The sequence below is a fragment of the Rhodopirellula sp. P2 genome, from assembly GCF_028768465.1.
Lineage (GTDB): Bacteria > Planctomycetota > Planctomycetia > Pirellulales > Pirellulaceae > Rhodopirellula.
The window spans coordinates 3,742,778-3,766,613 of record NZ_CP118225.1; the positions used below are offsets into that span (position 1 = coordinate 3,742,778).

The 23,836-nt window shown below is 58.2% G+C and carries 16 protein-coding genes; 8 read left to right on the plus strand and 8 right to left on the minus strand.

Annotation, left to right across the window (positions count from 1 at the left end):
• Positions 1–1,048: 1,048 nt before the first annotated feature.
• From PSR62_RS13200 to PSR62_RS13210, 3 genes are all read left to right on the plus strand, one after another.
• Positions 1,049–2,590, plus strand: coding sequence for a rhamnulokinase (locus PSR62_RS13200; protein ID WP_274403475.1), 1,542 nt, complete (start codon positions 1,049–1,051; stop codon positions 2,588–2,590).
• 7 nt (positions 2,591–2,597) lie between these two features.
• Positions 2,598–3,224: a 5-formyltetrahydrofolate cyclo-ligase gene (locus PSR62_RS13205; protein WP_274403476.1), complete on the plus strand. Its 627-nt coding sequence runs from the start codon at positions 2,598–2,600 to the stop codon at positions 3,222–3,224.
• Between the two features lie 299 nt (positions 3,225–3,523).
• A complete protein-coding gene (locus PSR62_RS13210) occupies positions 3,524–4,699 on the plus strand; it encodes a hypothetical protein (RefSeq protein ID WP_274403477.1) in 1,176 nt (391 codons plus the stop codon).
• A gap of 15 nt (positions 4,700–4,714) precedes the next feature.
• Here the strand turns inward: PSR62_RS13210 and PSR62_RS13215 are convergent, their stop codons facing one another.
• From PSR62_RS13215 to PSR62_RS13225, 3 genes are all read right to left on the minus strand, one after another.
• A complete protein-coding gene (locus tag PSR62_RS13215) occupies positions 4,715–5,737 on the minus strand; it encodes a DUF1559 family PulG-like putative transporter (protein ID WP_274403478.1) in 1,023 nt (340 codons plus the stop codon).
• Between the two features lie 725 nt (positions 5,738–6,462).
• Positions 6,463–9,492: a phosphoribosylformylglycinamidine synthase subunit PurL gene (gene purL, locus PSR62_RS13220; protein ID WP_274403479.1), complete on the minus strand. Its 3,030-nt coding sequence runs from the start codon at positions 9,490–9,492 to the stop codon at positions 6,463–6,465.
• Positions 9,493–9,531: 39 nt separating this feature from the next.
• On the minus strand, positions 9,532–10,407 hold the full coding sequence (locus PSR62_RS13225; protein WP_274403480.1) for a prephenate dehydrogenase: 876 nt from the start codon (positions 10,405–10,407) through the stop codon (positions 9,532–9,534).
• A 1,158-nt stretch (positions 10,408–11,565) separates the two neighbouring features.
• On the opposite strand from PSR62_RS13225, the gene PSR62_RS13230 reads away from it, so the two are divergent.
• The 5 genes from PSR62_RS13230 to PSR62_RS13250 all read left to right on the plus strand — a co-directional run bounded on the left by PSR62_RS13230 (position 11,566) and on the right by PSR62_RS13250 (position 17,541).
• The gene (locus tag PSR62_RS13230) at positions 11,566–13,242 is read left to right on the plus strand and encodes a sulfatase family protein (RefSeq protein ID WP_274403481.1); all 1,677 of its coding nucleotides are present in this window, start codon (positions 11,566–11,568) and stop codon (positions 13,240–13,242) included.
• 19 nt (positions 13,243–13,261) lie between these two features.
• The gene (locus PSR62_RS13235) at positions 13,262–14,599 is read left to right on the plus strand and encodes an outer membrane protein assembly factor BamB family protein (RefSeq protein ID WP_274403482.1); all 1,338 of its coding nucleotides are present in this window, start codon (positions 13,262–13,264) and stop codon (positions 14,597–14,599) included.
• A 166-nt stretch (positions 14,600–14,765) separates the two neighbouring features.
• Positions 14,766–16,238, plus strand: a complete 1,473-nt coding sequence (locus PSR62_RS13240; protein WP_274403483.1) for a sulfatase — start codon at positions 14,766–14,768, stop codon at positions 16,236–16,238.
• 159 nt (positions 16,239–16,397) lie between these two features.
• On the plus strand, positions 16,398–16,877 hold the full coding sequence (locus PSR62_RS13245; protein ID WP_274403484.1) for a hypothetical protein: 480 nt from the start codon (positions 16,398–16,400) through the stop codon (positions 16,875–16,877).
• Between the two features lie 166 nt (positions 16,878–17,043).
• Entirely contained in the window at positions 17,044–17,541 is a 498-nt protein-coding gene (locus tag PSR62_RS13250; protein WP_274403485.1) for a tetratricopeptide repeat protein, read from the plus strand.
• A 311-nt stretch (positions 17,542–17,852) separates the two neighbouring features.
• On the opposite strand, the gene PSR62_RS13255 is transcribed toward PSR62_RS13250, so the two are convergent.
• The 5 genes from PSR62_RS13255 to PSR62_RS13275 form a co-directional block, all read right to left on the minus strand.
• On the minus strand, positions 17,853–19,223 hold the full coding sequence (locus PSR62_RS13255; protein WP_274403486.1) for a Gfo/Idh/MocA family oxidoreductase: 1,371 nt from the start codon (positions 19,221–19,223) through the stop codon (positions 17,853–17,855).
• Between the two features lie 89 nt (positions 19,224–19,312).
• Positions 19,313–19,876, minus strand: a complete 564-nt coding sequence (locus tag PSR62_RS13260) for a flavodoxin family protein (protein ID WP_274403487.1) — start codon at positions 19,874–19,876, stop codon at positions 19,313–19,315.
• 260 nt (positions 19,877–20,136) lie between these two features.
• Positions 20,137–20,946, minus strand: a complete 810-nt coding sequence (locus tag PSR62_RS13265) for a DUF4198 domain-containing protein (RefSeq protein WP_274403488.1) — start codon at positions 20,944–20,946, stop codon at positions 20,137–20,139.
• Positions 20,947–20,995: 49 nt separating this feature from the next.
• The gene (locus PSR62_RS13270) at positions 20,996–22,261 is read right to left on the minus strand and encodes a hypothetical protein (protein WP_274403489.1); all 1,266 of its coding nucleotides are present in this window, start codon (positions 22,259–22,261) and stop codon (positions 20,996–20,998) included.
• Positions 22,258–23,835: a PQQ-binding-like beta-propeller repeat protein gene (locus tag PSR62_RS13275; RefSeq protein ID WP_274403490.1), complete on the minus strand. Its 1,578-nt coding sequence runs from the start codon at positions 23,833–23,835 to the stop codon at positions 22,258–22,260. The genes PSR62_RS13270 and PSR62_RS13275 overlap by 4 nt, the downstream gene beginning before the upstream one ends.
• Position 23,836 lies beyond the last annotated feature (1 nt).

The following is a 23,836-nucleotide window of genomic DNA, read 5'->3' on the forward strand; positions in this document are numbered from 1 at the left end:
CGAAATTGGTTCGAGAGAACTCCGACGGTGCCACGCCGTTCGCGAGCAAGCTCCGCCTTCTTTTGCCAATCAAAAATTCGATGGAATCGAAGTTTCAATTGCGGCTCTCGCTCCCCAACGCACTCGCAGAACGAAATTCAAACCGTGAAACCCATTGCCAACAAACGAATCCGTTCGAGGGAATTGGCTTCGCGAATCAGAACCGCGAATAGAATGGAGGGAACGTAACTCTTATCTCACAAAGGACTTCGTGAGGAAAAAGTCATTGCCGAAAATAGAAAGACAGAACGAATACAGACGCGTCACGCAACACCGGGCCGAAGATCACTTTCGAAACTTTAACGATTGATCTTGCATCCGCAAAGGGCAACCAAACGAATTTTGGTCTGGTTTATGCTCAGAGGGCACTTGGCGGCAGAAAAGAGGGGCGAGCGTCCGCGGCCGGGCACGTCATGTACCCGGCCCGTGAAGCCGTCGTGAACAATCGATTCAAAACCTGGTTTGCACGAAAAGATCGCGAAAAACAATGGTTTTGAGGCAATTCATCAACGATGTCAGCCCGTGGCCGCAAGCTGACCGCGTCCGGCTCCACGCTAGGCGAACTCGCGGAGGTCCGGATAAGCCTACGTGCATTGATGGGACGGTCAACATCTGATTCTTCAATTTTGATCGCCACCCCAGCCTGAATGCTGGAAAGAATGAAGTGTGCTCGCGATGACGACACTTGGCTAACCGGCGTTGCTAGTTCAGGTTAAGTCACCCAGGTTGCCGAGACTGCGTTGCTAGCAAAAGCTGCCGGGGTGAAAAAAAAGTCTCGGTGAAGTGCCGAGGGGCTTCTCGCCCGCCTTTCCCAGTCACGCTAGGTTGTCTGGCGGGCCGGGACGCGGTCGCCTGCGGTCCACCGGGTGCCTGCCGTCCACCGGTGGTGGGGCGGCGGTGCAAAATCGCTTGTGTGGCCCTCTGTGCCGCCCTTCCGGCACGCTTGCAGCATCCCGTTGGCCGCGTCAAAACCTCAGTCCTCTCGTTCGATTTTCTGTTTGGAGCCAAGATGTCATCCCCCGAGCCATCCTCTCGCGAAGTTCAGTTTGCTGGGCCCGTTCATTTGGCGGTTGATCTGGGGGCGTCCAGCGGACGTGTGATCGCCGGCGGGATGGACGAGGGGCGGTTGGAGCTGGTCGAGACGGGACGGTTCGTCAATCGGCCTGTGAAGGTTCAGGATGCGATGCTCTGGAATCACCTGCAATTGTGGCAGGACATTCAGGATGGCTTGCGGGACGCCGCATTGCGGGCTCAGTCTGATTGGACGCAGGCCACGATCGCGTCGGTGGGGGTGGATACCTGGGGGGTGAGCTTCGGGTTTGTGGATCCTCGCGATCAGATTGCTGGCCCAGTTTGGCATTACCGTGACGCGCGACACCGTGGGATGGTCGAGAAGATCTGCGAGATCGTTCCGAGGGAAACGATCTTTCAAGAGACCGGCATGCAGTTCATGGACATCAATTCCCTGTGCCAGCTGATTGCGGCGAAGCAGAACGGGGATTCCGTGTTTGAGACCGCGGAATCGTTCCTGATGATGGGCGACTTGTTTCACTGGTTGCTGTCCGGGGAACGGTCGATCGAAGCCAGCAACGCATCGACCACTCAGTTGTTGAATCCTGCCACGCAAACTTGGTCCACCAAGTTGTTGGACAGCTTTGGTTTGCCTCGCAGTTGGTTTGCGGAGCCCACAGCGGCTGGAACGACGATCGGCAGCGTCCAGCCCAGCGTCGCGATGGAAACCGGGCTGCACGATGTGCCGGTGATCTTGCCTGCCACCCACGACACCGCGTCAGCGGTGTTGGCCGTTCCCGCAGACGGCTTCGCGCCGGCGTCGCCCGATTGGTGCTACATCAGTTCGGGGACATGGTCACTGATGGGAGTCGAGATTCCGCAGCCGAACGTTTCGCCCTTGTGTGCGGAGTTGAACTTCACCAACGAAGGTGGCGTCCGAGGGAGCACACGGCTGTTGCAAAATATCGGTGGGTTGTGGATTTACCAGCAGATTCGCGCCGCGCTCGATCGCCAGGGCAACGCACCGTCTTGGGCAGAGATGACCCAGGCCGCTGCTGGTGCCGAGCCGTTTGCGTTGCTGGTCAATCCGGATGATCCCGCGTTGGTCGCTCCCGACAACATGATTGACGCCATTTGCGGGTTGGCCGGTCGGACGGGGCAGCGAGTTCCCACGGACAATGGGGTTCTGTTCCGAGGTGCTTTGGAAGGGCTCGCGCTTCGATACCGAATGTGCCTGCAGCACTTGGAGTCACTGACTCAGTCGCACATCCAGACGATTCATATCGTCGGCGGCGGTTCGCTCAACGCGTTGCTGTGCCAGATGACCGCCGACGCATGCGGTCGCCGCGTGGTTGCCGGTCCGGTCGAGGCCACGGCGATCGGGAACATTTTGATGCAAATGATCGGAAGTGACTCGCTGCATTCGATCGACGAGGCTCGCCAATTGGTGCGGCATAGTTTCCCGACGCAAATCTATGAACCTCAACGCACCGATCGTTGGGAAGAGCCAGCAGCGAAGTTCGCGACTTTCTTCGAATGAGAAGCCGATGTCAGCTTTGGATCCGATGAGCGCGGAACAAGAGAGGCTCGCTGCTCTCAAGCAAGAGATTCGAATCGCAGCCCAGGCGGCCCGTCGAGAGCAAGTTGACAAAGACGGTGTCAGCCAAGCGGTCACCGACACTGTTCTCCAGTTGCCTGTTTACCAGGAGGCGGGGTGCGTGATGTGGTACATCGACGTTCGGGCCGAGGTTCGAACCCGGCACGTTTTGCCAGCGGCCATTGAAAGTGGCCAGCAAGTCATCGTTCCGTTCTGTGTCGATGGCGAGTTGGAGCTGTTTCGTCTGGAGTCGATGGAGGAGCTTTCCGAAGGGGCGTACCGAATCTTGGAGCCTCGTGAAGAGCTTCGCGGTGTGGCGTCCAGGCGTGTCTCGGTCACGGACCTGGATTTGGTTCTGGTCCCCGGGGTTGGGTTCGATCGGCAGGGTGGCCGCATCGGACACGGCAAGGGCTACTACGACAAACTGCTTCGCAACGTCCGTCCCGACGCACCGTTGGTTGCGTTGGCGTTTGAATGTCAGGTGTTCGACGCGATCCCGGTGCAGTCGCATGATATCTGCATGGACATGGTCGTCACCGAGACTCAGGTTTACCAAGGCAGGGGCCGCTCTTCGTAGGCTCCCAAGATTCGTTTGCGATGAGCAGCGAAGGCGGGGGCAGGGCATGGGAAGCGGCATGACCTCAGTGATGGTGTCGTGCGGCTTTCGCGTCTTTTGGTCGAGACGTTTTGCTTTCCGCTCTCGGAGAAAGAGGCCGTGCCGTTTCGCAAGCGGGTTGTGCCGACTGGGCAAGTTGCGGTGTTGCGATGGTCTGCGGATGGCACGGCAATTTTCGCGACCGGGTTGGACGATAAGCCAACGACACAGCCGACGCGGAGTGGCTGGTTTCTTCCGCTCATCGATTGGGATTCTCTTCCATGCCGTTTCTCTCCGGTAGCCTTTCCTTTGAACGTTTTCGCGTGAACCAGTTCGAGGATGGCCCTTTCGGGCAAGAACACATCGACCGGATGGCAGAGAATGTGGCCGGGCGAACAGAAACCGCCAACGAAGAAAACGTGCACCTGGGGTTTCTGGGCGGCGATCACCTTTTCGATCAAGATTTCGATCTCGTCAAAAACATCATTGACGATGCCGTTCACTTCGGCGTTCGAGTGGACACCAACCAGGTTCCTTCGGTGATCAAGAAGGCTTGGTTGTCGATGGAACTGGCGGCACTCAGTCGCGAAAATCCGGGCGGGAAACCGACCAAGTCGCAACGCAAAGAAGCCAAGGAAGCGGTCGAGCAACGCTGTGAGAACGAAGCGTCGACGGGCAAGTACCGCAAGTTCCAACAGCACGCTTTGTTGTGGGATTGCAGTCGCGACCTTCTGTACTATGGCGGAACGGCGGGAACCGGCAGTGGGCACTGCATCGATTTGCTTGAACGCGTGTTCGGAATCGAGTGCGGTCACATCAGTGCTGGTGTCGTGGCTCAAGATTGGGCGCGTGACAACGATCGCTACGCCGAAATGGACGACGTGATGCCCGCCAGCTTTGTTGCGGGAGAAGGGTTCAGTGGCGTCGCCTGGGCCAACGAGCACTCTCAGTCACCCGACTTCCTCGGCAACGAGTTCTTGCTGTGGTTGTGGTGGATGCTGGAAACAGAGACCGACACCATCGAAACGTTCGATGGGACCGAGGTCACGCTGATGTTGGCCAAGACGCTGTCGCTGGAATGTCCCGTGGGTGAATCGGGCAAGGAATCGATTTCGGCGGAGTGCCCAGTGAAGTTGCCGGAAGCGATGCGAGCGATCCAGAGTGGCAAGTTGCCTCGCAAGACAGGCATGACGCTGATCCGCGAAGGCCAGCAGTTTGACCTGACTCTGCAAGCCGAAACGTTCGGGATCAGCGGCGCTCGAATCCACTTGGACGAAGACGACAACGACTTTGGTCCCGAGGATCGTATCGAAGCCGTGCGAACACTTAGCGACACAATCGACGGGCTGTTCCACACGTTCTGTGATCGCCGAACCGGTGAAGCTTGGTCGGCTGATCTGGATGGGATTCGGGGCTGGTTGGCACCAACCCAAGCGGCCAGGAAATCGGCCGCCTGATCGGTTCCAGTTTGATCAGAAGGTGTCAGCTGCAATGACTTCGTAATTGGCCCGGGTCACCAAGGCGTGGTAGACATCCAGGTCAATGAACTGGGAGAGCATTCTCACGGATCCATCGCTGAGGATGAACTGGGCGCCTGCCGCGTGGTAGCTGCTGAAGTCTTCAAAGTGGCCGACGTCGCTGTTGGGAGTGTGGTCAGCGGCGCCCACGATGCGAGACGCGGCGGCATTGGCTTCGGGGATCAACCCCTGCCAGATCGAGCCGCCCAGGCGACTGTTGCGTTCGCCGACCATCACGGTCTGGCTCAGTCCATCCAGGACGTCGCGAAAACGGTGCCGGCTGTTGCCGTAGAACAGCCCGTCGCCGTGATACATGTCTTCATGGATGTCGAAGGTGCCGAACACGCCCGCGTAATTGCTCTTGGCGATTTGAAAAAGGAATTCGTCGCCGTCGTCGACGTTGTGGCCGGTTTCGTGATCATCCTCGTGGTCATCGTCATCGTCATCATGATTGTCGTTCAGCGCGCTGGCGTGTTCGTGCTCGTGCCCATCGCCGTCGCCGTGCGCTTCGGCGATGAAGAACAGTGTCTCAAGCGGATCGCTGGGGCACATGTAGCTGGGGATCGACGATTCGCGAGCTTGCTGGTTTTGGTCTTCTTCGATGGCCATCCCAAAGCGAATGGTTTCGTAGACGTTGCCGGCTTCCATTTGCGGGGTGATGGCCGCGGCCCAGCCCCAGCCGGGTTCGTGGTGATCGGTGTCATCGGCCAACCAGCCACTGGGCAATTGGTTGAAGATCCCGTGGTAGTTGTGCAGGGCGAGGCCCATTTGGTGCAGGTTGTTCTGGCACGACATCCGGCGGGCCGCTTCCCGTGCCGCTTGGACGGCAGGAAGCAGGAGGCCAACCAGGACGCCAATGATGGCGATCACGACCAACAGTTCGACCAGGGTGAAGGCGTGGTGTGCTGGAGCGCCGAGAGCCGGGCGTCGAGACGGATGGGAGGGCGCGCGTGATGCGCGGGCGGAAGTGGCTGGCATGAAATGAGACCTGAAAATGAGGGCGCAAGGGCTCTCGAATGAAGACAGTGAGTTTGCGTTACAGTGAAATTGAATTTCACCGCAACCCAGAACGGCAGTTTTCAGGTCAAAGAAGGGGGGCCGCGTGTGTACGGACGCCAGCAAGCGGTCGAGTCTTCATGGACGGTTGATTCAATCCGGTGACTCGCAGTGCACCGAACCATTTCGCGATGCACTGAGACAGCGATCGGGCTTTCGGCCATCGTGCGAGCGTTGCACAACGCACAGAGATCGCTGCATTGGTGAGAATGCTGATGCTCCGACGCGATTTTCGCGGTCGGCGGGCTCGTTTCCGAAACCAGCAATTCGTCCGAGCAACCTGGGGGCAACGGTGCGTGCTGCACCGCGTCCGCTGGGCTCAACTGTGAGCAACAGCCAGCCGCTTCGTCCGGCGAATGCGTGTGGGAACACGCATCATGCATTCCGGCATGGGAATGGCCCGAATCACACGTCACCACATGATGGTGGGCTGCTGGCAAAAGCCAGCCACCGACCACATAGGCGATCAAAGCGATTCGACGGACCCAGAGTTCCACGCGGTTCCAAATGGTTGGAGTTGTTCGGTTCCGTCGGCGGTTTTTCGCCCGACGGAAAGGTTCTTGGTGCAATTACAGGCGAAACCGGCTCGCGGTTCAATGCGAATTTCGCAAACTTCTTGCGAAGTTTGTGCTCGATTCGACTTCGATTCACCAATTCAGAGGTGCTTGCCAAGCCGATTTGGCGGTCGCAATGTCGGTTTCCAACACCACCGTGTTCCCGTCTCGGATGGTGAATTTGTCGGATTCGATGACTTTGCCGAGTTGGGTCAGGCTGATCCCCGCGTCCGCGAAGATCTTCGCCAGTGCGTCGGCTGATTCCGGAGCGCATTCGATCAGGAATCGCGTGTTCGATTCGCTGAACAGCACTTCCGTGGCCGACAACGCCGCGGCGGTTTGCACGCCGTCGTTGGAGGGCTGTTCGCGAGCGACGGATGCCAGGTCGAGTTCCATTCCCAGTCCGCCCGCCAGGGCCATCTCAACGGCCGCGGCCGCCAAACCACCTTCGCACAGGTCGTGGCACGAACGGACCAGTCGAGACTGGATCGCTTGGTGAACCGTGGCGAATGTCTGCTTGGCCAAGTTGGCGTCGACTTCTGGGACTGCACCGCCGGGTTCGTTTTCGACCAATCCATAGTGCGAGCCGCCGAGTTCGCGATGGGTTTGTCCGACCAGGAAGATCACGTTGCCGGCTTCCTTGGCGTCCATCGTGACCGATTTGCTGACATCATCGATTTGGCCCATCGCACTGATCAACAGGCTGGGCGGAATCGCGATGGTTTGCTTTTCGTTGTTGTCATCGAAGTAGCTGAACTCGTTGTTCAAGCTGTCCTTGCCGCTGACGAACGGCGTGCCCAAAGTGACCGCAAGGTCTTGGCAAGCGATCGCGGCCCGGACGAGCGACCCCAGCGTTTCGGCTCGATCGGTGTATCCCCAGCAGAAGTTGTCGAGGATGGCAATCTTGGAAGGATCGGCACCGACCGCGACTGCGTTCCGCATGGCTTCGTCGATCGCCGAAGCGGCCATGTGATACGTGTCGAAGTCGCCGTAGTGCGGGTTCATGCCGCAACTGATCACCAGACCACGGCGGCTGTTCAGTTTGGGACGCACGACGGCGGCGTCGCCGGGGCCATCGCATTGTGGGCCGACCAAGGGTTTGACGACGCTGCCCGCTTGGACTTCGTGATCGTATTGGCGGATCACCCAGTGCTTGCTGGCGACGTTGTAGCTGCCCAGGATTTTCAGCAGTGTTTCGGAGTTGGCCGCGGCGTCGCGGTCACCGACCGACAACGGTTTGGCCTTGGGTGGTTCGTAGATCGCGTCGCGAATCACGGGCGGACGTCCGTCGTGCAAGAACGACATGGCGACGTCGCCGACCGTTTGCCCGTGGAAGTTCAATTGCAGTCGACCGGTGGGAACAAAGCGGCCGATGGCGGCGGCCTCGACGCCTTCGCTTTCGCACAGCTCTCGCAGTTCGTCCCAGCGTTCTTGGGGAACGGCCAAGACCATGCGTTCTTGAGCTTCGGAGATCCAGATTTCGGTGTAGGTCAGGCCGTCGTACTTCAGTGGGGCTTTGTCCAGCCAAACTTCGGCACCGAGTTCTTCTCCCATCTCGCCAACCGCACTGCTGAAGCCGCCTGCGCCGCAGTCCGTGACCGCGTTGTACAGCCCGCGATCGCGAGCTTGCATCAGCACGTCGAGCACCATCTTTTCGGTGATCGCATTGCCAATCTGAACGGCACCGCCGGACAACGATTCGGATTCGCTGGTCAGTTCGGCACTGCTGAACGTTGCCCCGTGGATCCCGTCTCGTCCGGTGCGTCCGCCAACCGCGACGATCAAGTCGTTGGGTTTGACTTCTTTGTCTTCCATGCCGACAGGAATGATGCCGACGTTGCCGCAGTAAACCAGCGGGTTGCCGAGATAACGCTCGTCAAAGTAAACCGCACCGTTGACCGTGGGGATTCCCATTCGGTTGCCGTAATCACGCACGCCGGACACGACGCCTTGAATGACGCGGCGGGGATGCAGCACGCCTGGTGGCAATTCTTCGGGTGAAACGTCCGGTGGAGCGAAGCAGAACACGTCGGTATTGCAGATCGGCTTGGCTCCCATTCCCGTGCCCATCGGGTCACGGATGACGCCACCGATTCCGGTGTTGGCTCCGCCGTAGGGTTCCAAGGCCGAAGGGTGATTGTGCGTTTCGACTTTGAAGCACACGTGGTCTTGTTCGTCGAAGGTCACGATGCCCGCGTTGTCCTTGAACACGCTGACGCACCAATCGTCGTCGCCCAGGGACCGCCGAATGGTTTGGGTCGCTTCAAAGATTGTTTCTTTGAGCATGTTGTTGTACTGGCGTTCGTCGCCGCCAGGTGTGCCATCGGCACCGGGGCCCTTGTAGTGGATCCGGCCGGCCAATGTTTTGTGGCTGCAGTGTTCCGACCAAGTCTGGGCGACGGATTCCAGTTCGATGTCGGTTGGGTCACGTCCCAATTCGACAAAGTGATCACGGATCGTTTGCATCTCGACCAGGGTCAGATACAGCTGGCCTTCCTTGGAGAGTTTTTCCAGTCCGGCGTCATCCAGTTCGCGAATCGGCACGTGCACCAATTCGAATTCGCCAGCCGAACCGACATCCAATCGGTCCATCATCAGGGGCCCGATCACAAACGCTTCGATGGAATCGTTTGACAGGGCGCGACGGCAGATCGTTTCCAGTTGAGCTTCGTCGGCGCCCGCGATCCAGAACTTGCGGAATGTCTTGACTGTGCTGCCTTCGACACCGCTGTCGGCAAGCGCGCCTTGGGTGCTGGCCGCGACCGGATCCATCACACCGGGTTTGGGCATCACGTGCACCAAGTGTGGTTCGGATTCGATGCCACGCTCAGCCAGCAATTCCATCAACGATTCGGGAGCCTCGGACAGGTCCGCTTCGACCTGCGAAGCGTCTTTGCCGGGGTGCCCGACGACGACCGATTCCGTGATGGAATCGGCCAGCAACGTCGACGCAATTTCGTTGGCGGAAGCTTCGTCGATGTCGGCTTGGATCAAGTATCCCCGTGCCGCGGCGATCAGCAGGTCGTCGCCCAATCCAAGTTCATGGATTTCACGAGCCGTTTGTTCGCCGAGTCGATCGAGCTGACCGGGAGCAGGATGAATGTCGATTTGCCAAAGCGGCATGATGCGAAATCGGGGATTGAGGATGGAGACGGAAAAGAATCAGACAACCTTGGCCGCGGGTGGTCGCGGTTCGGTTTGAGCGGATTGTCGAATTTGTTTGGCGGTGTCGAGCCAGGTTCGCAGGGCAGTGTCGTCGCCCTGGTCCACGATGGTTTGCAATGTGTCCAAGTCCGACCGGGATTGTTCGATCGCACTCAGGATCGCGTCGCGGTTTTCGGAAACGATGGCGGTCCAAAGGTCCGCATCCCCCGCCGCCACACGAGTGGTGTCGAGCCAGCCGGTGCCAACCAGGGCGAGCATTTCGCGAGTGATTTGGCGTGCGGCGAGCGACGACAGCAAGTGTGGCAAATGAGACGTCAATGCCAAGGTGGCATCGTGCTGTTCGGCCGGCATCGTGACAATTCGTCCGCCGGTGGCTCGCCAGAATTCGGTTGCGGCGGTGATGTGCTGCGGCAGTTCTTCGCCACTGGGCGTGATCACGATGGGTTTGTCGTCAAAAAGGTCCGCCCGTGCGTGCTCCGCCCCGCTTTTTTCGCTTCCCGCGATCGGATGAGCCGGAACGAACTGTTTCGCCGCTGTCGTCCCCGCTAATTCGCGAACCAGACCCCCTTTGGTGCTGCCCACGTCGGTCAGGGTCAGCTCCGGAAAATGCCCCGCAAGTGCCTGAGCCAGCGACGCAATTCGGTTCACGGGCGTGGCGATGACGGCCAAATCACAGCCTTTCGCGGCGGCATCGGGGCGGTCGAAGACTTCGTCCACAATCGACCGATCCAGGGCCAAAGCCCGCGTTTCAGGCGAGCGGGCACAGGCGGTCAGTCGGACGGACGGCCAACGTCTGCGAATCGACAGCGCCACACTCCCACCCAACAATCCCAACCCGATGATCGCGACAGATCGACAGGAGGGCTCGGGCATGGGGCTGGATTCGATGGAGGCCAAAGGGCGTTTGCTGTGGATCACTCGCCATTCGGAGCGAAAGTCGTCAAGACTTTCGGCGAGTCTGTTTGGACAACGAAACTCTTGACGAGTTTCGCTACCCGAGACTGGAGATCCTGCTGAATACGAGAGCGCAGAAGAATACCTTAGAACCACCGCCGTTCCCATCGGTGGCAAACTGGCGTTTTTGAAGGAAACGCCACGATCGAAGCCGGTCTGATCGGACGCCCTCACATGGCAGCTCGCCATTCGTAGCGGAAGTCGTCAAGACTTTCGGCGAATCTGGGTGGAGAACGAAACTCTTGACGAGTTTCGCTACCCCTCCATTCGTAGCGGAAGTCGTCAAGACTTTCGACGAATCAGGGTGGAGAACGAAACTCTTGACGAGTTTCGCTACCCCCTCCATTCGTAGCGGAAGTCGTCAAGACTTTCGGCGATTCAGGGGGGAGAACGAAACTCTTGACGAGTTTCGCTACCCCCTCCGTTCGTAGCGAAAGTCGTCAAGACTTTCGGCGATTCAGGGTGGGAGAACGAAACTCTTGACGAGTTTCGCTACCCCCTCCATTCGTAGCGGAAGTCGTCAAGACTTTCGGCGAATCAGGGTGGAGAACGAAACTCTTGACGAGTTTCGCTACCCCCTCCGTTCGTAGCGAAAGTCGTCAAGACTTTCGGCGAGTCAGGTGGGAGAACGAAACTCTTGACGAGTTTCGCTACCCCTCCATTCGTAGCGGAAGTCGTCAAGACTTTCGGCGAATCAGGGTGGACAACGAAACTCTTGACGAGTTTCGCTACCCCCTCCGTTCGTAGCGGAAGTCGTCAAGACTTTCGGCGAATCAGGGTGGAGAACGAAACTCTTGACGAGTTTCGCTACCCCCTCCATTCGTAGCGGAAGTCGTCAAGACTTTCGACGAGTCAGGGTGGAGAACGAAACTCTTGACGAGTTTCGCTACGAGTGGCTGAGCCGGCTCGGCGACGGGGACGGTTTTTCGGCCGAATGGGGTTCATTTTCGTGTGAAGTTCAGCGATCGCTAGGGATGTTGGCTAGGATGATTCTTCGAGACGAGCGGGCACCTTGCTTGCCACCCGTCTTGATCCCTCCCCATCATCCCACCTGAATCTCATCCGTCGGAGAATGCCATGTTCCATCGGCAATGTTCCCGTTTGCTGCCCGTTGCTTTGTTGTTGTGCGTGGCCTCGCCGGCACTGGCTGATGCCAAGCCATCTGAACAAAAGAAATCACGACCACACATCGTGATGGCGTTCGCGGACGATTGGGGCTGCTACGCGAGTGCCTACGCGAAGCATTTTCCGGGCACTGCCAGTGAAGTGATCTCGACCCCCAAGTTCGATTCGATCGCACGCGACGGGGTGTTGTTCACCAACGCGTTTGTCAGCGCACCCTCGTGCACGCCGTGTCGAAGCTCGTTGATGGCTGGCCAGCCATTTTGGCGATGCGACAAGGCTTCGATTTTGCTCGGGGCGGTCTGGGATTTTTCGTTGCCGGCTTACCCGTTGTTGTTGGAAGAGTCCGGATATCGAATCGGACACACTTACAAAGTCTGGAGTCCCGGACGTCCCGGCAACGCACCGTACGGTGGAACACGCACAGCGTCCAACAAGGCCGGATCGAAGTTCAACGGGTTTTCGCAGTTCGTGATGAAGGCGGAGGATCGCGACGCGGCCAAGGCGAAGCTGTTCCATGAAGTTCGCCAGAACATTCGCAACTTCCTCGACGCCGACAACGACGGAAAACTCGATGGCGATTCGCCGATTTGCTACTGGTTTGGTCCGACCAACACGCACCGGAAATGGGTGGCCAAGAGCGGGCATGAACTCTGGGGCATCAACCCCGATGACTTGAAAGGCAAATTGCCCGCTTACCTGCCCGACGTTCCTGAGATCCGAGAAGACTTTGCCGACTACCTGGGCGAAGCGATGGCGTTTGATGCCGCGCTGGTTGTCTTGGACGAAGAACTGCAACGGCTTGGCATCGCGGATGACACGCTGCTGGTTGTCAGCGGCGATCACGGGGTTCCCGGTGTGTCGCGTGGCAAATGCAATCTGTACGACTTCGGAACTCATGTGCCGTTGGCGGTCCGTTGGCCGAGCGGCATGGAACATTCCAACCGTGTGGTGACGGACTTCGTTTCGTTGCCCGAATTGGCAACGACGTTCTTGGAAGTTGCCAGCGTCGAAGCGCCCGCCAGCATGATCGCTCGTCCGATCACCCCGCTTTTGACCAGCGACCAATCGGGACGCATTGATTCTTCGCGAGATGCGGTCTTCACCGGTCGAGAACGGCACGTCGCCATGGCACGCGAAGGAGCGAAGCCTTATCCGCAACGTGCCATCCAGTCCGATGATTGGTTGTACATCATCAATTTCGAGCCCGAGCGAACACCGATGGGGGACGGGCCCGAGATCGATGCCGACGACAGGGACATCCCATCCGAGGAGGACCTGCGTGAGAACACCTTCGCGGCGTACCCGGACCTTGACGCGAGTCCGACCAAGGCCTTCGTTGCGTTGAACCGCAAGCAGTATCCCGAAGCGTTTGAATTCATGGTGGGCCGCCGTCCACGGATCGAAATGTATGACCTGAAGTCCGATCCGGATTGTCTGAACAACCTTGCCGGGCACTCTGATCACGCTGAAACAGAGAAGCAGCTTCATGATCGGTTGATCGGCGAGCTGAAACGAACGGGCGACCCTCGGATGAGTGAACCGGTGATGTTCGAACACGGTATGTTTGTGGAGCCGGTTGGCCCCGGCAACAAAAAGAAGCAGCCCGTCGCGCCGAAGAACAAAAAATAAACTCGCCGGAGAAGTCCCGATGCAACGATTGACCTCACGCCCCTCCAGCCACTGGTGTTGGACTTACGGGGTGGCTGTCGCGTTCCTCGGTTTCTCCGCTTGCCGAAAGTCCACGCCGGTCGATGAGGTTTCGATCCGCGACAGCGGTGTGGCTCTGCAAATTCGCGAAACGCCTGCGGTTGATTTGCCTTGGCCGCAGTGGCGTGGTCCCAGCATGGATGGACGGGCCGATGACGCCGCGCCGCCCACAACCTGGGATGAGTCCACCAACATTGCTTGGCAAGCCAACGTTCCAGGTCGCGGTCACAGCAGTCCAATCGTGATCGGCGATCAAGTCGTTCTGGGCACCGCTGACGATGCGAAGCAGCAACAGATGCTGGTTTCATTTGACTTGGAATCGGGGGATGAAAAGTGGCGACGTGTGATCCACGAAGGCAACTTCCCGTCTGCCCGAGAAGTGCACCACAAAGCCACCAACGCGAATGGCACACCCGCCTCGGACGGCGAACTCATCGTGACCGCGTTCCTCAACCAGGAACGCATCTTCGTCACCGCAGTGGACTTGAGCGGCGAAGTGGTTTGGCAAACCGATGTGGGGGCGTTCGCATCGAAGTTCGGTTACGCCCCATCCCCGGTTCTGTACCAGTCGTTTGTGATCCTTGCCGCGGACAACTTTGGTGGCGGCTACTTGGTGGCGTTGGATCTGGGAACCGGCGAGATCGCTTGGCGACGGTCTCGGGGCGACGCCAGCAGTTACTCCAGTCCCATGATTGCAAGTGTTGGTGGGATGGATCAGTTGTTGATCAGCGGCGGTGACCGTGTCGCCAGCTATGATCCGGCGACCGGCGAGCCTCGCTGGGAAACTCCCGCGATCGCGGAAGCAACTTGCGGGACCATCGTGACAGCGGGGGATCGGATTTTTGCTTCCGGTGGTTACCCCGACAAACAAACCGCCTGCTTCTCTGCGACGGGGGAAGAAATTTGGTCGGACCGCACAGCTCTCTATGAACCTTCGGTGGTGACCAACGGCACCAGCCTGTTCGGTGTCACCGACAACGGTGTTGCGATGTGCTGGTCGAACGAAGACGGAAGTGTTCAGTGGAAAGAACGTTTGGGCGGCAACTTCAGTGGATCGCCAGTGTTGGCAGGTGGGAACGTTTACGTGTCGGATCTGTCGGGCAACCACTACGTTTTCTCCGCCAGCGGTGACGACTACCAACTGATTTCAAAGAATCGTCTCGGATCGGATTGTTACGCCTGTCCTGCGGTTCTGGCGGATTCGTTGCTGCTGCGAATTGGATTCGGTGAAGGTGGTTCACGGAAAGAACGCTTGGTTAAAATCACTCAGCGTCCTTAGGCAAGGTTTCGAATGCCTTCGATATCTCAATCCTAGATAGCGGAAGGGCGCGAGCCCTCCGGTGACGCACCGGGCGGCTTGCGCCACGCCGCTAAGTCGATTTGTCGCGATGCCGAACTGATCGACTGACCATTCACGCTTTGCACTCTGTCTTTGAATCAAAATTATGAACTTGACATCCCGCCTGCTTGGGGCCCTGCCCGCGTTTCTTTTCGCGGTCGTTCTGGTTTCCACCACAACTGCCGAGACCCCCTCGAAGGAACATCCCAATGTTTTGTTCATTTATTTGGACGACTACGGTTGGCGTGACGCCAGCTTCATGGGGTCGGATTTCTATGAGACGCCGAACCTGGATGCTTTGGCGGAACGAGGCATGGTGTTCTCGAACGCTTATTCGTGTGCGGCGAACTGCGCACCGGCGCGAGCCAGTTTGCTGTCGGGGCAGTATTCGCCTCGTCACGAAATCTACAACGTCGGGACGGAGCGTCGCGGTAACCCGAAGCACGGAACGCTGCAGCACATTCCGGGCACGGACGTGCTTTCATCCGACATTCAAACCTGGGCGCATCAGGTTCACGAGGCGGGGTATCGAACCGGCATCATTGGCAAGTGGCATCTGAGTGATGATCCGCTGCCGTATGGCTTTGATCTCAACGTCGCGGGCACGCACAGCGGCAGTCCACCGAAGGGGTATTTCCCGCCACATCCGAAAGTGCCAGGGTTGCAGGATGCGAGCGACGACGAGTACCTGACTGATCGTCTCACGGACGAAGCCATTCGGTTCATCGAAGCCAACCAGGAACGGTCTTGGTTTCTGTACCTGTCCCACTTTGCCGTTCACACACCGTTGCAAGCCAAGCCCGACTTGGTTGCCAAGTACAAGGCGAAGCAACCCGGCACGTTGCACGACCACGCGGTGATGGCCGCGATGATCGAGAGCGTCGACGAAGGAGTGGGGCGAATGGTCGAGACGCTGCATGAACTGGGTTTGAAAGAGAGCACCGCGATCGTCTTCACCAGCGACAATGGTGGTTACGGACCGGCGACCTCCATGAAACCACTGCGCGGTTACAAAGGCACTTATTATGAGGGCGGAATTCGCGAACCGTTCTTTGTGACTTGGCCTGGCGTCGTGGATCCGGGGACGAAGTGCGATGTGCCGATCATCGTTGCTGACTTGTACCCGACCTTTGTCGAGATGACGGGAGCCCAGTTGCCGACCAACCAGCCACTCGATGGCGTGAGCTTGATGCCATTGCTCAAGCAGGAAGGAAGCTTGCCCGATCGCGAATTGTACTGGCACTTCCCCGCGTACTTGCAAAGCTTCTCGGTCACTGACGGTCAGCGAGACCCGCTGTACCGGAGTCGTCCCTGCAGCATCATTCGAGACGGTCGGTGGAAGCTTCACGAGTACTTTGAGGACGGTGGGTTGGAGTTGTACGATCTGGTTTCGGATCCCGGTGAGTCCAACAACTTGGCAGCCACCAATCCAATCAAGACTCAGGCCCTGCACAGTAAGTTGGTGGCTTGGCGAAAGCGAATCGGTGCGCCCGTGCCGACGCAGCCCAATCCGAATTACGATCCGAAGAGCGAAGCGAAGGCGATGCAGAAAGCGGAACGCAAAGCGGCAAAACGCTGAGCGGTGCTCGGTTGCTGGCCCGGCAGAGCGGGCCCCGTTGAGTGGGGGATGGGGGCGAGGCCAAACAGCGAGTTTTGAGAATTTCGCGTGATGGCCTTGTCCGGTGCTTGTCGGATCCAATAATGAAAAGGTCATTGAATTTGATTCGGATCGTTCCGAATGCTCAATGAATCTCTCTTTGCGGCTGTCGCAACTGCGGTTGCGATCTTCAAATTCATGGTTCTTTCGTTCAACCCGCACGATTTCGCGTTCACGGCTTCCTTGCCGAAACGCACCAGCGTGTCTGGACGGGTGTGCTTGATGACCGCTCTTTGGTTGGTCGCTTGGTTGCAGTTCCTGCCACCGGCGTTCCCCCCTGTTTCCGTTGCCAAGTCGGATTCGCTTTCCACCGCCGTCTCGACGCTTGAGAACGTCTCGATCGAGCGTTCCGTTGCCGTCGAATCTGAACGCGGTGCCGCTTCGCTTGCCCAGGTGATCAAGGAGGCCCGTGAACTTTCGGGTTCGTTGGGATCGGGGTTGGTGGATCCCTGTGACCAGGCCTCGCGTTTGCTGTTGGCGGGCGTTTTCGAACCGGGTGTCGGGGCCGCGGCTGGGACAGGGGATTCTCTCGTGAACTTGCATGTGAGATTGCAGATCTAAGACGCCTTCGGGGGAGTCTTCTTTCTGTTTGTCTTTTGCAATTTTCTTATTGAGAGTTTTGTCGATGTCTGTGCGCACATCCCATTCTGTTTCTTCAATTCCCGCCTTCCAGTCCCAGTCAGCCACGCCGATTCGGACGCCAGAATTGCCGGCGGCGCTGAAGTCCGTGTCCAATCTTTTGTCCAGGCGTGACTATGAAGGCGTCGTCCGCCGGTTGCACTCGGCGGGACGTTCACCCGCCATCCGGAACACGCTGGGCGTTTGCTTGTTGCGATTGGGGAGGACGGAAGAAGCCTTGTCGGTGTTTCGCCAGTTCGTTCTGTCTTCCAATGGAGTGTTGGAACGGTCCGAGATTTCCAGTGTTTGCAAGCGAAACTTTGCGACTGCGCTGCTCTTGAACGGATTGGTGGGCGGAGCGCTGGATGCGCTCAATCAATCCGGTGAGCCCGATCACCCGCGGACGATTGGGTTGCGAAATTGTCTTCGGGACTGGGAGCGATCGCTTTCTTGGTGGCGATGGCTGGATTGGAAGATCAATCGCATTGTCGCGAAGGACTGCCACGTGCCGCTCACGTTCGAGCCTGGCGAGTTTGAGTTCGAAGTGTCGTTGAGCGACGATGCTCGAGTGTTCAACGAAAGCCATGCCTTGCCAGCAGGACGATAACGCGTTCGATGAGTGCTTCGAAGCTGGCACGCCGATGTCAGCCGAATGGCGTTCGCCACGGTTTCAACACACAACCGGGGCGAACGCTGGACTGCTAAGCAGGTCGGCTGGAATGATCGCGCACAACCATGTGAGCCGTTTGGGCGTTAGCCCCGGTTGCGCGTGAAAACCGGGGCTAACGCCAACGGCTCACATACCCGATGACACCTGCGTACCTGCTTAATCACCAAAAAAAATGCCGGGCCGCTTGAGGGCGGTCCGGCATTGGGATCGGTTCCGTCGCCCGACTGATCGGGCCATCAGGCAATCGATTACATCTCGATTTCGTATCCTTTGCGGCTTTCACGCGAGAGGAACGAATTGGCTTCGTCGTCGCCAACGATTTCGCGTTTGGTTGGGTCCCAGTTCAGTTCGCGACCCAAGCGGATGGAGATGTTGGCCAAGTGGCATGTTTCGAGCATTCGGTTGTGCGTCCAAACATCCGAGATCGGTAGTTTGCGTGAACGCATCGCTTGCACGAAGTTGTCCGTGTGGTTGCCGGCGACGGGACCGCCGTAGACTTCTTCAATCGCACCTTCCGGCAACGGGTTGGATTCCAAGTCTTCGACGGGCTTGCCAACGATCTTGCCACGGTTGACGAAGAAGCGACCTTCGGTTCCTTCGAACAGGATCCCGTTGTCGCCTTCGCTGGTGATGACCATGGGGATGTCGCCGGGCATGTTGGCGTGGATCTCAAACTTGGTCGGCGAGTTGTACTGATCGCTGACAGTTGGGAAGCCATCTTTGTAATCGACTGGCAGCGAAAAGCTGACCGGCGTGATTTTGTTTGGGCCGGATTGATCGGCACCCAGCGCCCAAGTGGCGATGTCGACGTGGTGAGCGCCCCAGTCGTTCATCTGGCCACCGGAGTACTCGTACCAGTTTCGCCAAGCGTAATGGCAATTGGTGTACAGCGGCACGCCGCCGCCGTATCCCTTTCTCATTTCTGGCAAGGCGCGGTAAGGAACCTTGGGAGCAGGGCCGAGCCAGAAGTCGAAGTCGAGGCCCTGGGGGACGTCAATGGCGGGGATCACGGGTGAAGCTGAGGCTCCGTTGATTCCGCAAGTGACTTTGCGGATCTCGCCGATTCGTCCATCGCGGATCATCGCGATCGCTTGTAGGAAGCGTTGGTTGTTTTCGGTTCGCTGCATCGTTCCAACTTGGAACACGCGTCCGGTTTGTTTGACGATCTTTTCGATCAGCTTGCCTTCGTCGATCGTCAGGGTCAGCGGCTTTTCGCAGTAGACATCTTTGCCGGCCAACATGGCTTCGACGGAGATCTTGGTGTGCCAGTGGTCGGGCGCTGCGATCATCACCGCGTCGATGTCTTTTCGCTCGAGCAGCTTGCGATAGTCGGCGTAGCCTTCTGGAGCCGTGCCTTGTTGTTCTTTGGCCTTGGCAATGTTTTCGCCCAAGACGTTTGCGTCGACGTCTGCCATCGCGGCGAAGTCAGCGTACTTGAACGACTTGTTGGTGATCGTCCAGCCCTGGTTGCGAAGACCGATGGTCGCGAACACGGGGCGTTCGTTGGGGGACTCTTGTGCATTTCCCAGGCTGCTGGTCCCTGCAAAGTAGCCGGCCGCGGTGGCAGCGCCGGTGGTTTGTAGGAAGTGACGCCGATTGAGTTTTTGACGGGCTGACATTTGAAACCTCGTGGGGAATTGCGACAATGAACGTCGAAAGTGAAAAGGAAAAGTTAGTTGGAATCGTCAGAGGTTTGGGACTGAAAAAGCTATTTGCCCAAATCTTTGAAGCGTTCGTAGGTCTGGTTCAGTGGGTGAGCTTCTTTTTGACCGTCAATCATGCTGGCGGTCCATTCGGACAATCGTCTGCCCAAACGGCGACAAGCTTCTTGGACTCGCTCTTCATCGGGGCCGCCGGCGGAGATCGCGCCATAGTGGGCCGAAAACTTGATCCCGGTGTAGTCGGTCAAACCGAACACCAGGAATCCATAGTTGATCAGAATGGACATCAGTGCCATGCAGGTCCATTCTTGCCCCCCTCCCCAGGCCCCGGCTGATGTAAACACGCAGCCGATCTTACCATCGCGTTTGCCCCAGTTTTCGATCGGTTGCTCGTCCCACCAGCGTTTCATTTGCCAGCTGATGGAGCCGTAGTTCGTCGGTGAGCCCAGCGCAAGGCCGTCGCACCAATCCAGGTCCGTGTGGTCGGCGTCGTCGATGTTCCTGAGGCGGACATCTGCTCCATCCAGTTGCCGAGCACCCTCGGCGACCAGTTCCGCCATCCGCTGCGTATTTTGAGTGTTCGAATGGTAGAGAATCAGGACTTTGGGCATTGGCGATTGCAAACAAGGTTCGAACGAGCAGGAACTACCAGTCCTCGTGGACTCGAAGTCACCCTCGCATCATCCGAGGATTGCGAGGGTGAACTCGACAGAGAGCCGCAGCGAGGGCTGGTTTCGCGTTGCAGCAGTCTAACGCAAGATGATTTCGCCTAGTAGTCCTGGGATTGGTGCCTGGAGAGTCGATTGGAAGCATCGACGTTGGCATTTTTCCCGAGAGGCAACGGGTCTTCGAGTGAGCTTGCCGAGCACGCTCAGCGATCCAGGGCCGCGACTGGCTGGTTGGGCACTGAAAGCATGATGGTCGTCGCGTAGCTGGTGAACTCGAACTCCTCGGTCTTCTCGTCCAGCGCGGTGTGGTGGGCGGCGATCAAGTGGCGTGTCGCCTGCTGGGGAACAAACGTGGCGTTGCCGGACGCATCGGTCTTGAACTCGTAGTTGGGATCCATCTCACCCTGCAGCGTTTCTCCTTCCGGGATGAAACTGACGATGGCGTCTTGGAGTGGCTTGCCGTGATGCAAGACCGTGACCGTGATCGATCGCCCGACGCAAACCTCGCCGAGTGGGCACGTGTCGAGGACCATTTCGAATGGCAAACCGACCGCCGTCTCATGGGCATGACCACCGATCTTGGGTGCGTCCAATGAGTCGCTGGCAAGCACATAGCTTTTCGCGGTTCGGATGCTGCGGATCGATTTGCCATGGTTCATGATTCGATCGAGCTTTTGAACGAACTGGTGGACTCCGGGTTGAGTCAGCGTGACGGGCGTCGTCCAGTAGCCTTGCTTTTCAGCCGACGCGGAGGTGAAGAGGTTGGGCTTCAAATCAGAACGTGTTCCATCCGGTCGAATTTGATCCAGCGAAGTCCAGTCCAGTGTCAGTAAACCCGCCAGCTTGAAATCGCGATGTTGGTTGCCGTGGTTCCCAAGTCGCAGGTCGACGTGCACGACCTCACCGGTTCGAACGACCGGTGAGTTGGTTTGGATCCAGGTGTCGTGGGCGGAGGCCACTGCGGGAAGAAGGAGAGCCAATGCGAAGGTCAGGTTTCGATAAGTTGTGTTCATGAATCGGTTGCAAGGGGAAAGAGGATGTTGGGTTGTCACAAGGACGGTTTCAATGACTTGTCGGGGAAGTTGAGAGCAGCCTCTCGGGCGATTCGTATCGCTCGGTGAGCCAGGCGGGGCCGATCTCGCGAAGGGTTGCCGTGAAGGCTTGATCGTTCGCGAAGCGATGCCAAATTTGTCTGGCGAGTTCGTCGAGCAATGTTTCAGGCAATTCGGCAAACGTTTGGCTTGTGACCAGATAGCTCAGCGGTGATTCAAAGAGCCGTGTTTGCAGGTTGAGTTTGCGGAGCGATCGACCTTGAGAGTCAGTCACGCCACGAGTTTCAAATTCGTTGGCGAAGTCACCGGCACCAAGCACGGGAGCCTGGATCGCGAATTCGTCATCGAAGCACAAGCAGGCGACGAGCGGTTGGGTGGCTTTTGAGATTCGCTGGCGATGAGAGTCGCTGACCGGATCTTCGCCCGCCTGCCATTCGGCATGCTGGGCGACAAAGTTGGCTTGGGTCAGCAGGTTGTAGGCTTCGATCTGGTGTTCCATCACCATCAGTGCGGTGATGTCACTGGTGCCGGTCAGGTATCGCTGCGCGTCCACGTTTGCCGGCAGCGACGTTTGGTTCTCGCCGCTCACGTTGTCGATGATTTCTGGTCGACGTTTTCCTGCGAGGATGAATCCGCCCAGGTGATGTTGGTCACCATGCGTGCCGGTGACGTACCATCCGCCCCAGCGTTCAGCGAGTGGGCTGCGTTGGTTGGTCAGGTGGCTGCCGGCGCGGATGACGGGAACGCCTTTGGTGTTGGGGTACACCGAACGCACTTGGAATCCCGGGACGCCACCGGTTCGCGAACCACCGTGGCAACTCAAGCATCGATTGGCTTGCCGTTGCAATGTTGGTGGCTGATCGAAGGCGAATTCCGTGGTGTAAAACACGGTCCCCAGATCGGGATCTGCCGCCGCGATTTCGATCTCGCCGCCTTGGACATAACCGACGAAGACCTCGTCATTGAAATAGATCGCCCGAGGTGTCTCCGGTGTGATGTGCGGTTTCTGCAGACTGGTTTTTGAAAACACCAGCGTTTGCGATGAGACAGGAACGTTCAGCTGATCCAGCAATGATCGCAGGCGAGACAATTCGTCTTCGCCGGAGAGTTCTCGTCGACCCGATTCCAAGTCGGCCTGCAGTTTCGCAACGCAGTTGCGAGTTGCTTCCGAATCGCTGTAGTGAATCGGTGCCGCTTCCCAGTTGACCGCTTGGGCTGGTAGCGAAGTGCCCAACGGAAGCAGCACCCAAAAAACACACGCACGGAATCCGCTCATGGCGAGACCTCCTCGTCCGCCGGGATGGCTTCGCTGTTGGCGATGCAGTGCAGTTCGCTGCCGGTGCGAATCAGGATGGCGTCCTGAGTGAACGCGACTCCGTACTGAACCGGATCGGCGAATTGGTTCTCGCCCCGTTGGCGTGCGGCCTCGATCGCGTCGTCGTCCATCGGTTTCCGGGCCGCGGAATCTTCCGGCTTTGGTTCGCCTTCAGCATTCTTGGTGACGGATGGTTGAGCGTTGGCGGATTCGGTTGGCCGGGAGCCACCACCTTTCCTCGAGTCAGGTCTGCCGCCCTTCCCTGAGCGAGGGCCAGCGAATTGGCCTGAACTCGTTGCGGGGATGGAATCGATGTCCCAGAGTTCATTTTCTGCGAGGACGTTGAATTCAGGTCCCGCGGCAATGACCGTCGTCTCACCGCCTTTGCCGAACAGGTAGATGCGATCGCCGATTCCGACCGGCGTGACCCAGCACTGTTCACCGGCGCGTTTGCGGTAAACCAGTTCGCCTGATTCCAAGTCAAAGCAATACAGAACCCCAGCGGTGGTGATCCAGTACGCGAGTCCTTGGTGCGCGATGGGCGAAGCGAAGGTGGTCGTCGCCTTGGTTGTTTTCCAAGCGACCTCGGGTTGGAACTGTTTTCCGTCGCCGTCGATTCGCAAACAAAGATTCGATTCGCGAGCTTCGACCGCGCGAGCATCCTGCATTCCGTTGGACGCACCCACCAACACCATGTTTTCGAGCACAGCCGGCGGCGTGTTGGAGGTGTTGGCACCGATGTCCTCGAACGTCCAAAGTTGCTCGCCCGTTTCGGGGGAGTAGCCGTCGACCGAACCATCGCTGCTGCAAACGATTTGTGCTTTGCTGCCGATCTGGAGGATGGCGGGGGAAGCGTAGCTTTTGCGACTGAAGCGTTCCGTTTTCCAAGCGGTTTCTCCGCTGCCTTTGTTGACCGCCATCAAGTATGAGTCTCCCTCGTGATCGATCAAAACAAACGCGTTGGATCCGTGTTGTGCTAGCGAGCTTGCCAACCCGATGTCGGACTGGAAGACGCCGGTTTCGTCGGGCAAGGATCGTTCCCAGAGAAGCTCGCCGGAGTTGCGATCGATCCCGACCAGGTTGCCGGTTTCGAAAAAGGCGACCACATGCTTCTCGTCGACGACCGGAGTGGGGGCCGATCGACTTTGGAAGTAGTTGGATCGCACTGGTGTGGCCGACTCGATTTGGCGGGTCCATTTGACTTGACCATCGGCCAGTGCAATCGCCATCACCACGCAGGTTTCTTTCATCTCACCTTGGATGCTGGTGACGTAGACTGTGTCGCCCCAAACCACGGGGCTGGATTGACCTTTGCCGAGGATGGCTTGTTTCCAGCGAACGTTTTCACCGGGGGACCAGTTCAGTGGAAGCTTCTCGGCCTGGAATGTTTCGCTGCTTCCCTGGCCAAGGAACGCGGGCCAGACGGCTTGTCCGAAGGCCGCTTGCCACGGCGTGCAAAGAGAGCTTGCCAACGTTGCGATGGCGAAGAAGGTTTTCAGTGACGAATTTGGGTTGAGCAATGGTTGCGTTTTCATT

Coding starts and splice junctions, on each gene's coding strand:
- PSR62_RS13200 (WP_274403475.1), top strand. CDS start 1,049: ATGTCATCCCCCGAGCCATCCTCTCGCGAAGTTCAGTTTGCTGGGCCC.
- PSR62_RS13205 (WP_274403476.1), top strand. CDS start 2,598: ATGTCAGCTTTGGATCCGATGAGCGCGGAACAAGAGAGGCTCGCTGCT.
- PSR62_RS13210 (WP_274403477.1), top strand. CDS start 3,524: ATGCCGTTTCTCTCCGGTAGCCTTTCCTTTGAACGTTTTCGCGTGAAC.
- PSR62_RS13215 (WP_274403478.1), bottom strand. CDS start 5,737: ATGCCAGCCACTTCCGCCCGCGCATCACGCGCGCCCTCCCATCCGTCT.
- purL (WP_274403479.1), bottom strand. CDS start 9,492: ATGCCGCTTTGGCAAATCGACATTCATCCTGCTCCCGGTCAGCTCGAT.
- PSR62_RS13225 (WP_274403480.1), bottom strand. CDS start 10,407: ATGCCCGAGCCCTCCTGTCGATCTGTCGCGATCATCGGGTTGGGATTG.
- PSR62_RS13230 (WP_274403481.1), top strand. CDS start 11,566: ATGTTCCATCGGCAATGTTCCCGTTTGCTGCCCGTTGCTTTGTTGTTG.
- PSR62_RS13235 (WP_274403482.1), top strand. CDS start 13,262: ATGCAACGATTGACCTCACGCCCCTCCAGCCACTGGTGTTGGACTTAC.
- PSR62_RS13240 (WP_274403483.1), top strand. CDS start 14,766: ATGAACTTGACATCCCGCCTGCTTGGGGCCCTGCCCGCGTTTCTTTTC.
- PSR62_RS13245 (WP_274403484.1), top strand. CDS start 16,398: ATGCTCAATGAATCTCTCTTTGCGGCTGTCGCAACTGCGGTTGCGATC.
- PSR62_RS13255 (WP_274403486.1), bottom strand. CDS start 19,223: ATGTCAGCCCGTCAAAAACTCAATCGGCGTCACTTCCTACAAACCACC.
- PSR62_RS13260 (WP_274403487.1), bottom strand. CDS start 19,876: ATGCCCAAAGTCCTGATTCTCTACCATTCGAACACTCAAAATACGCAG.
- PSR62_RS13265 (WP_274403488.1), bottom strand. CDS start 20,946: ATGAACACAACTTATCGAAACCTGACCTTCGCATTGGCTCTCCTTCTT.
- PSR62_RS13270 (WP_274403489.1), bottom strand. CDS start 22,261: ATGAGCGGATTCCGTGCGTGTGTTTTTTGGGTGCTGCTTCCGTTGGGC.
- PSR62_RS13275 (WP_274403490.1), bottom strand. CDS start 23,835: ATGAAAACGCAACCATTGCTCAACCCAAATTCGTCACTGAAAACCTTC.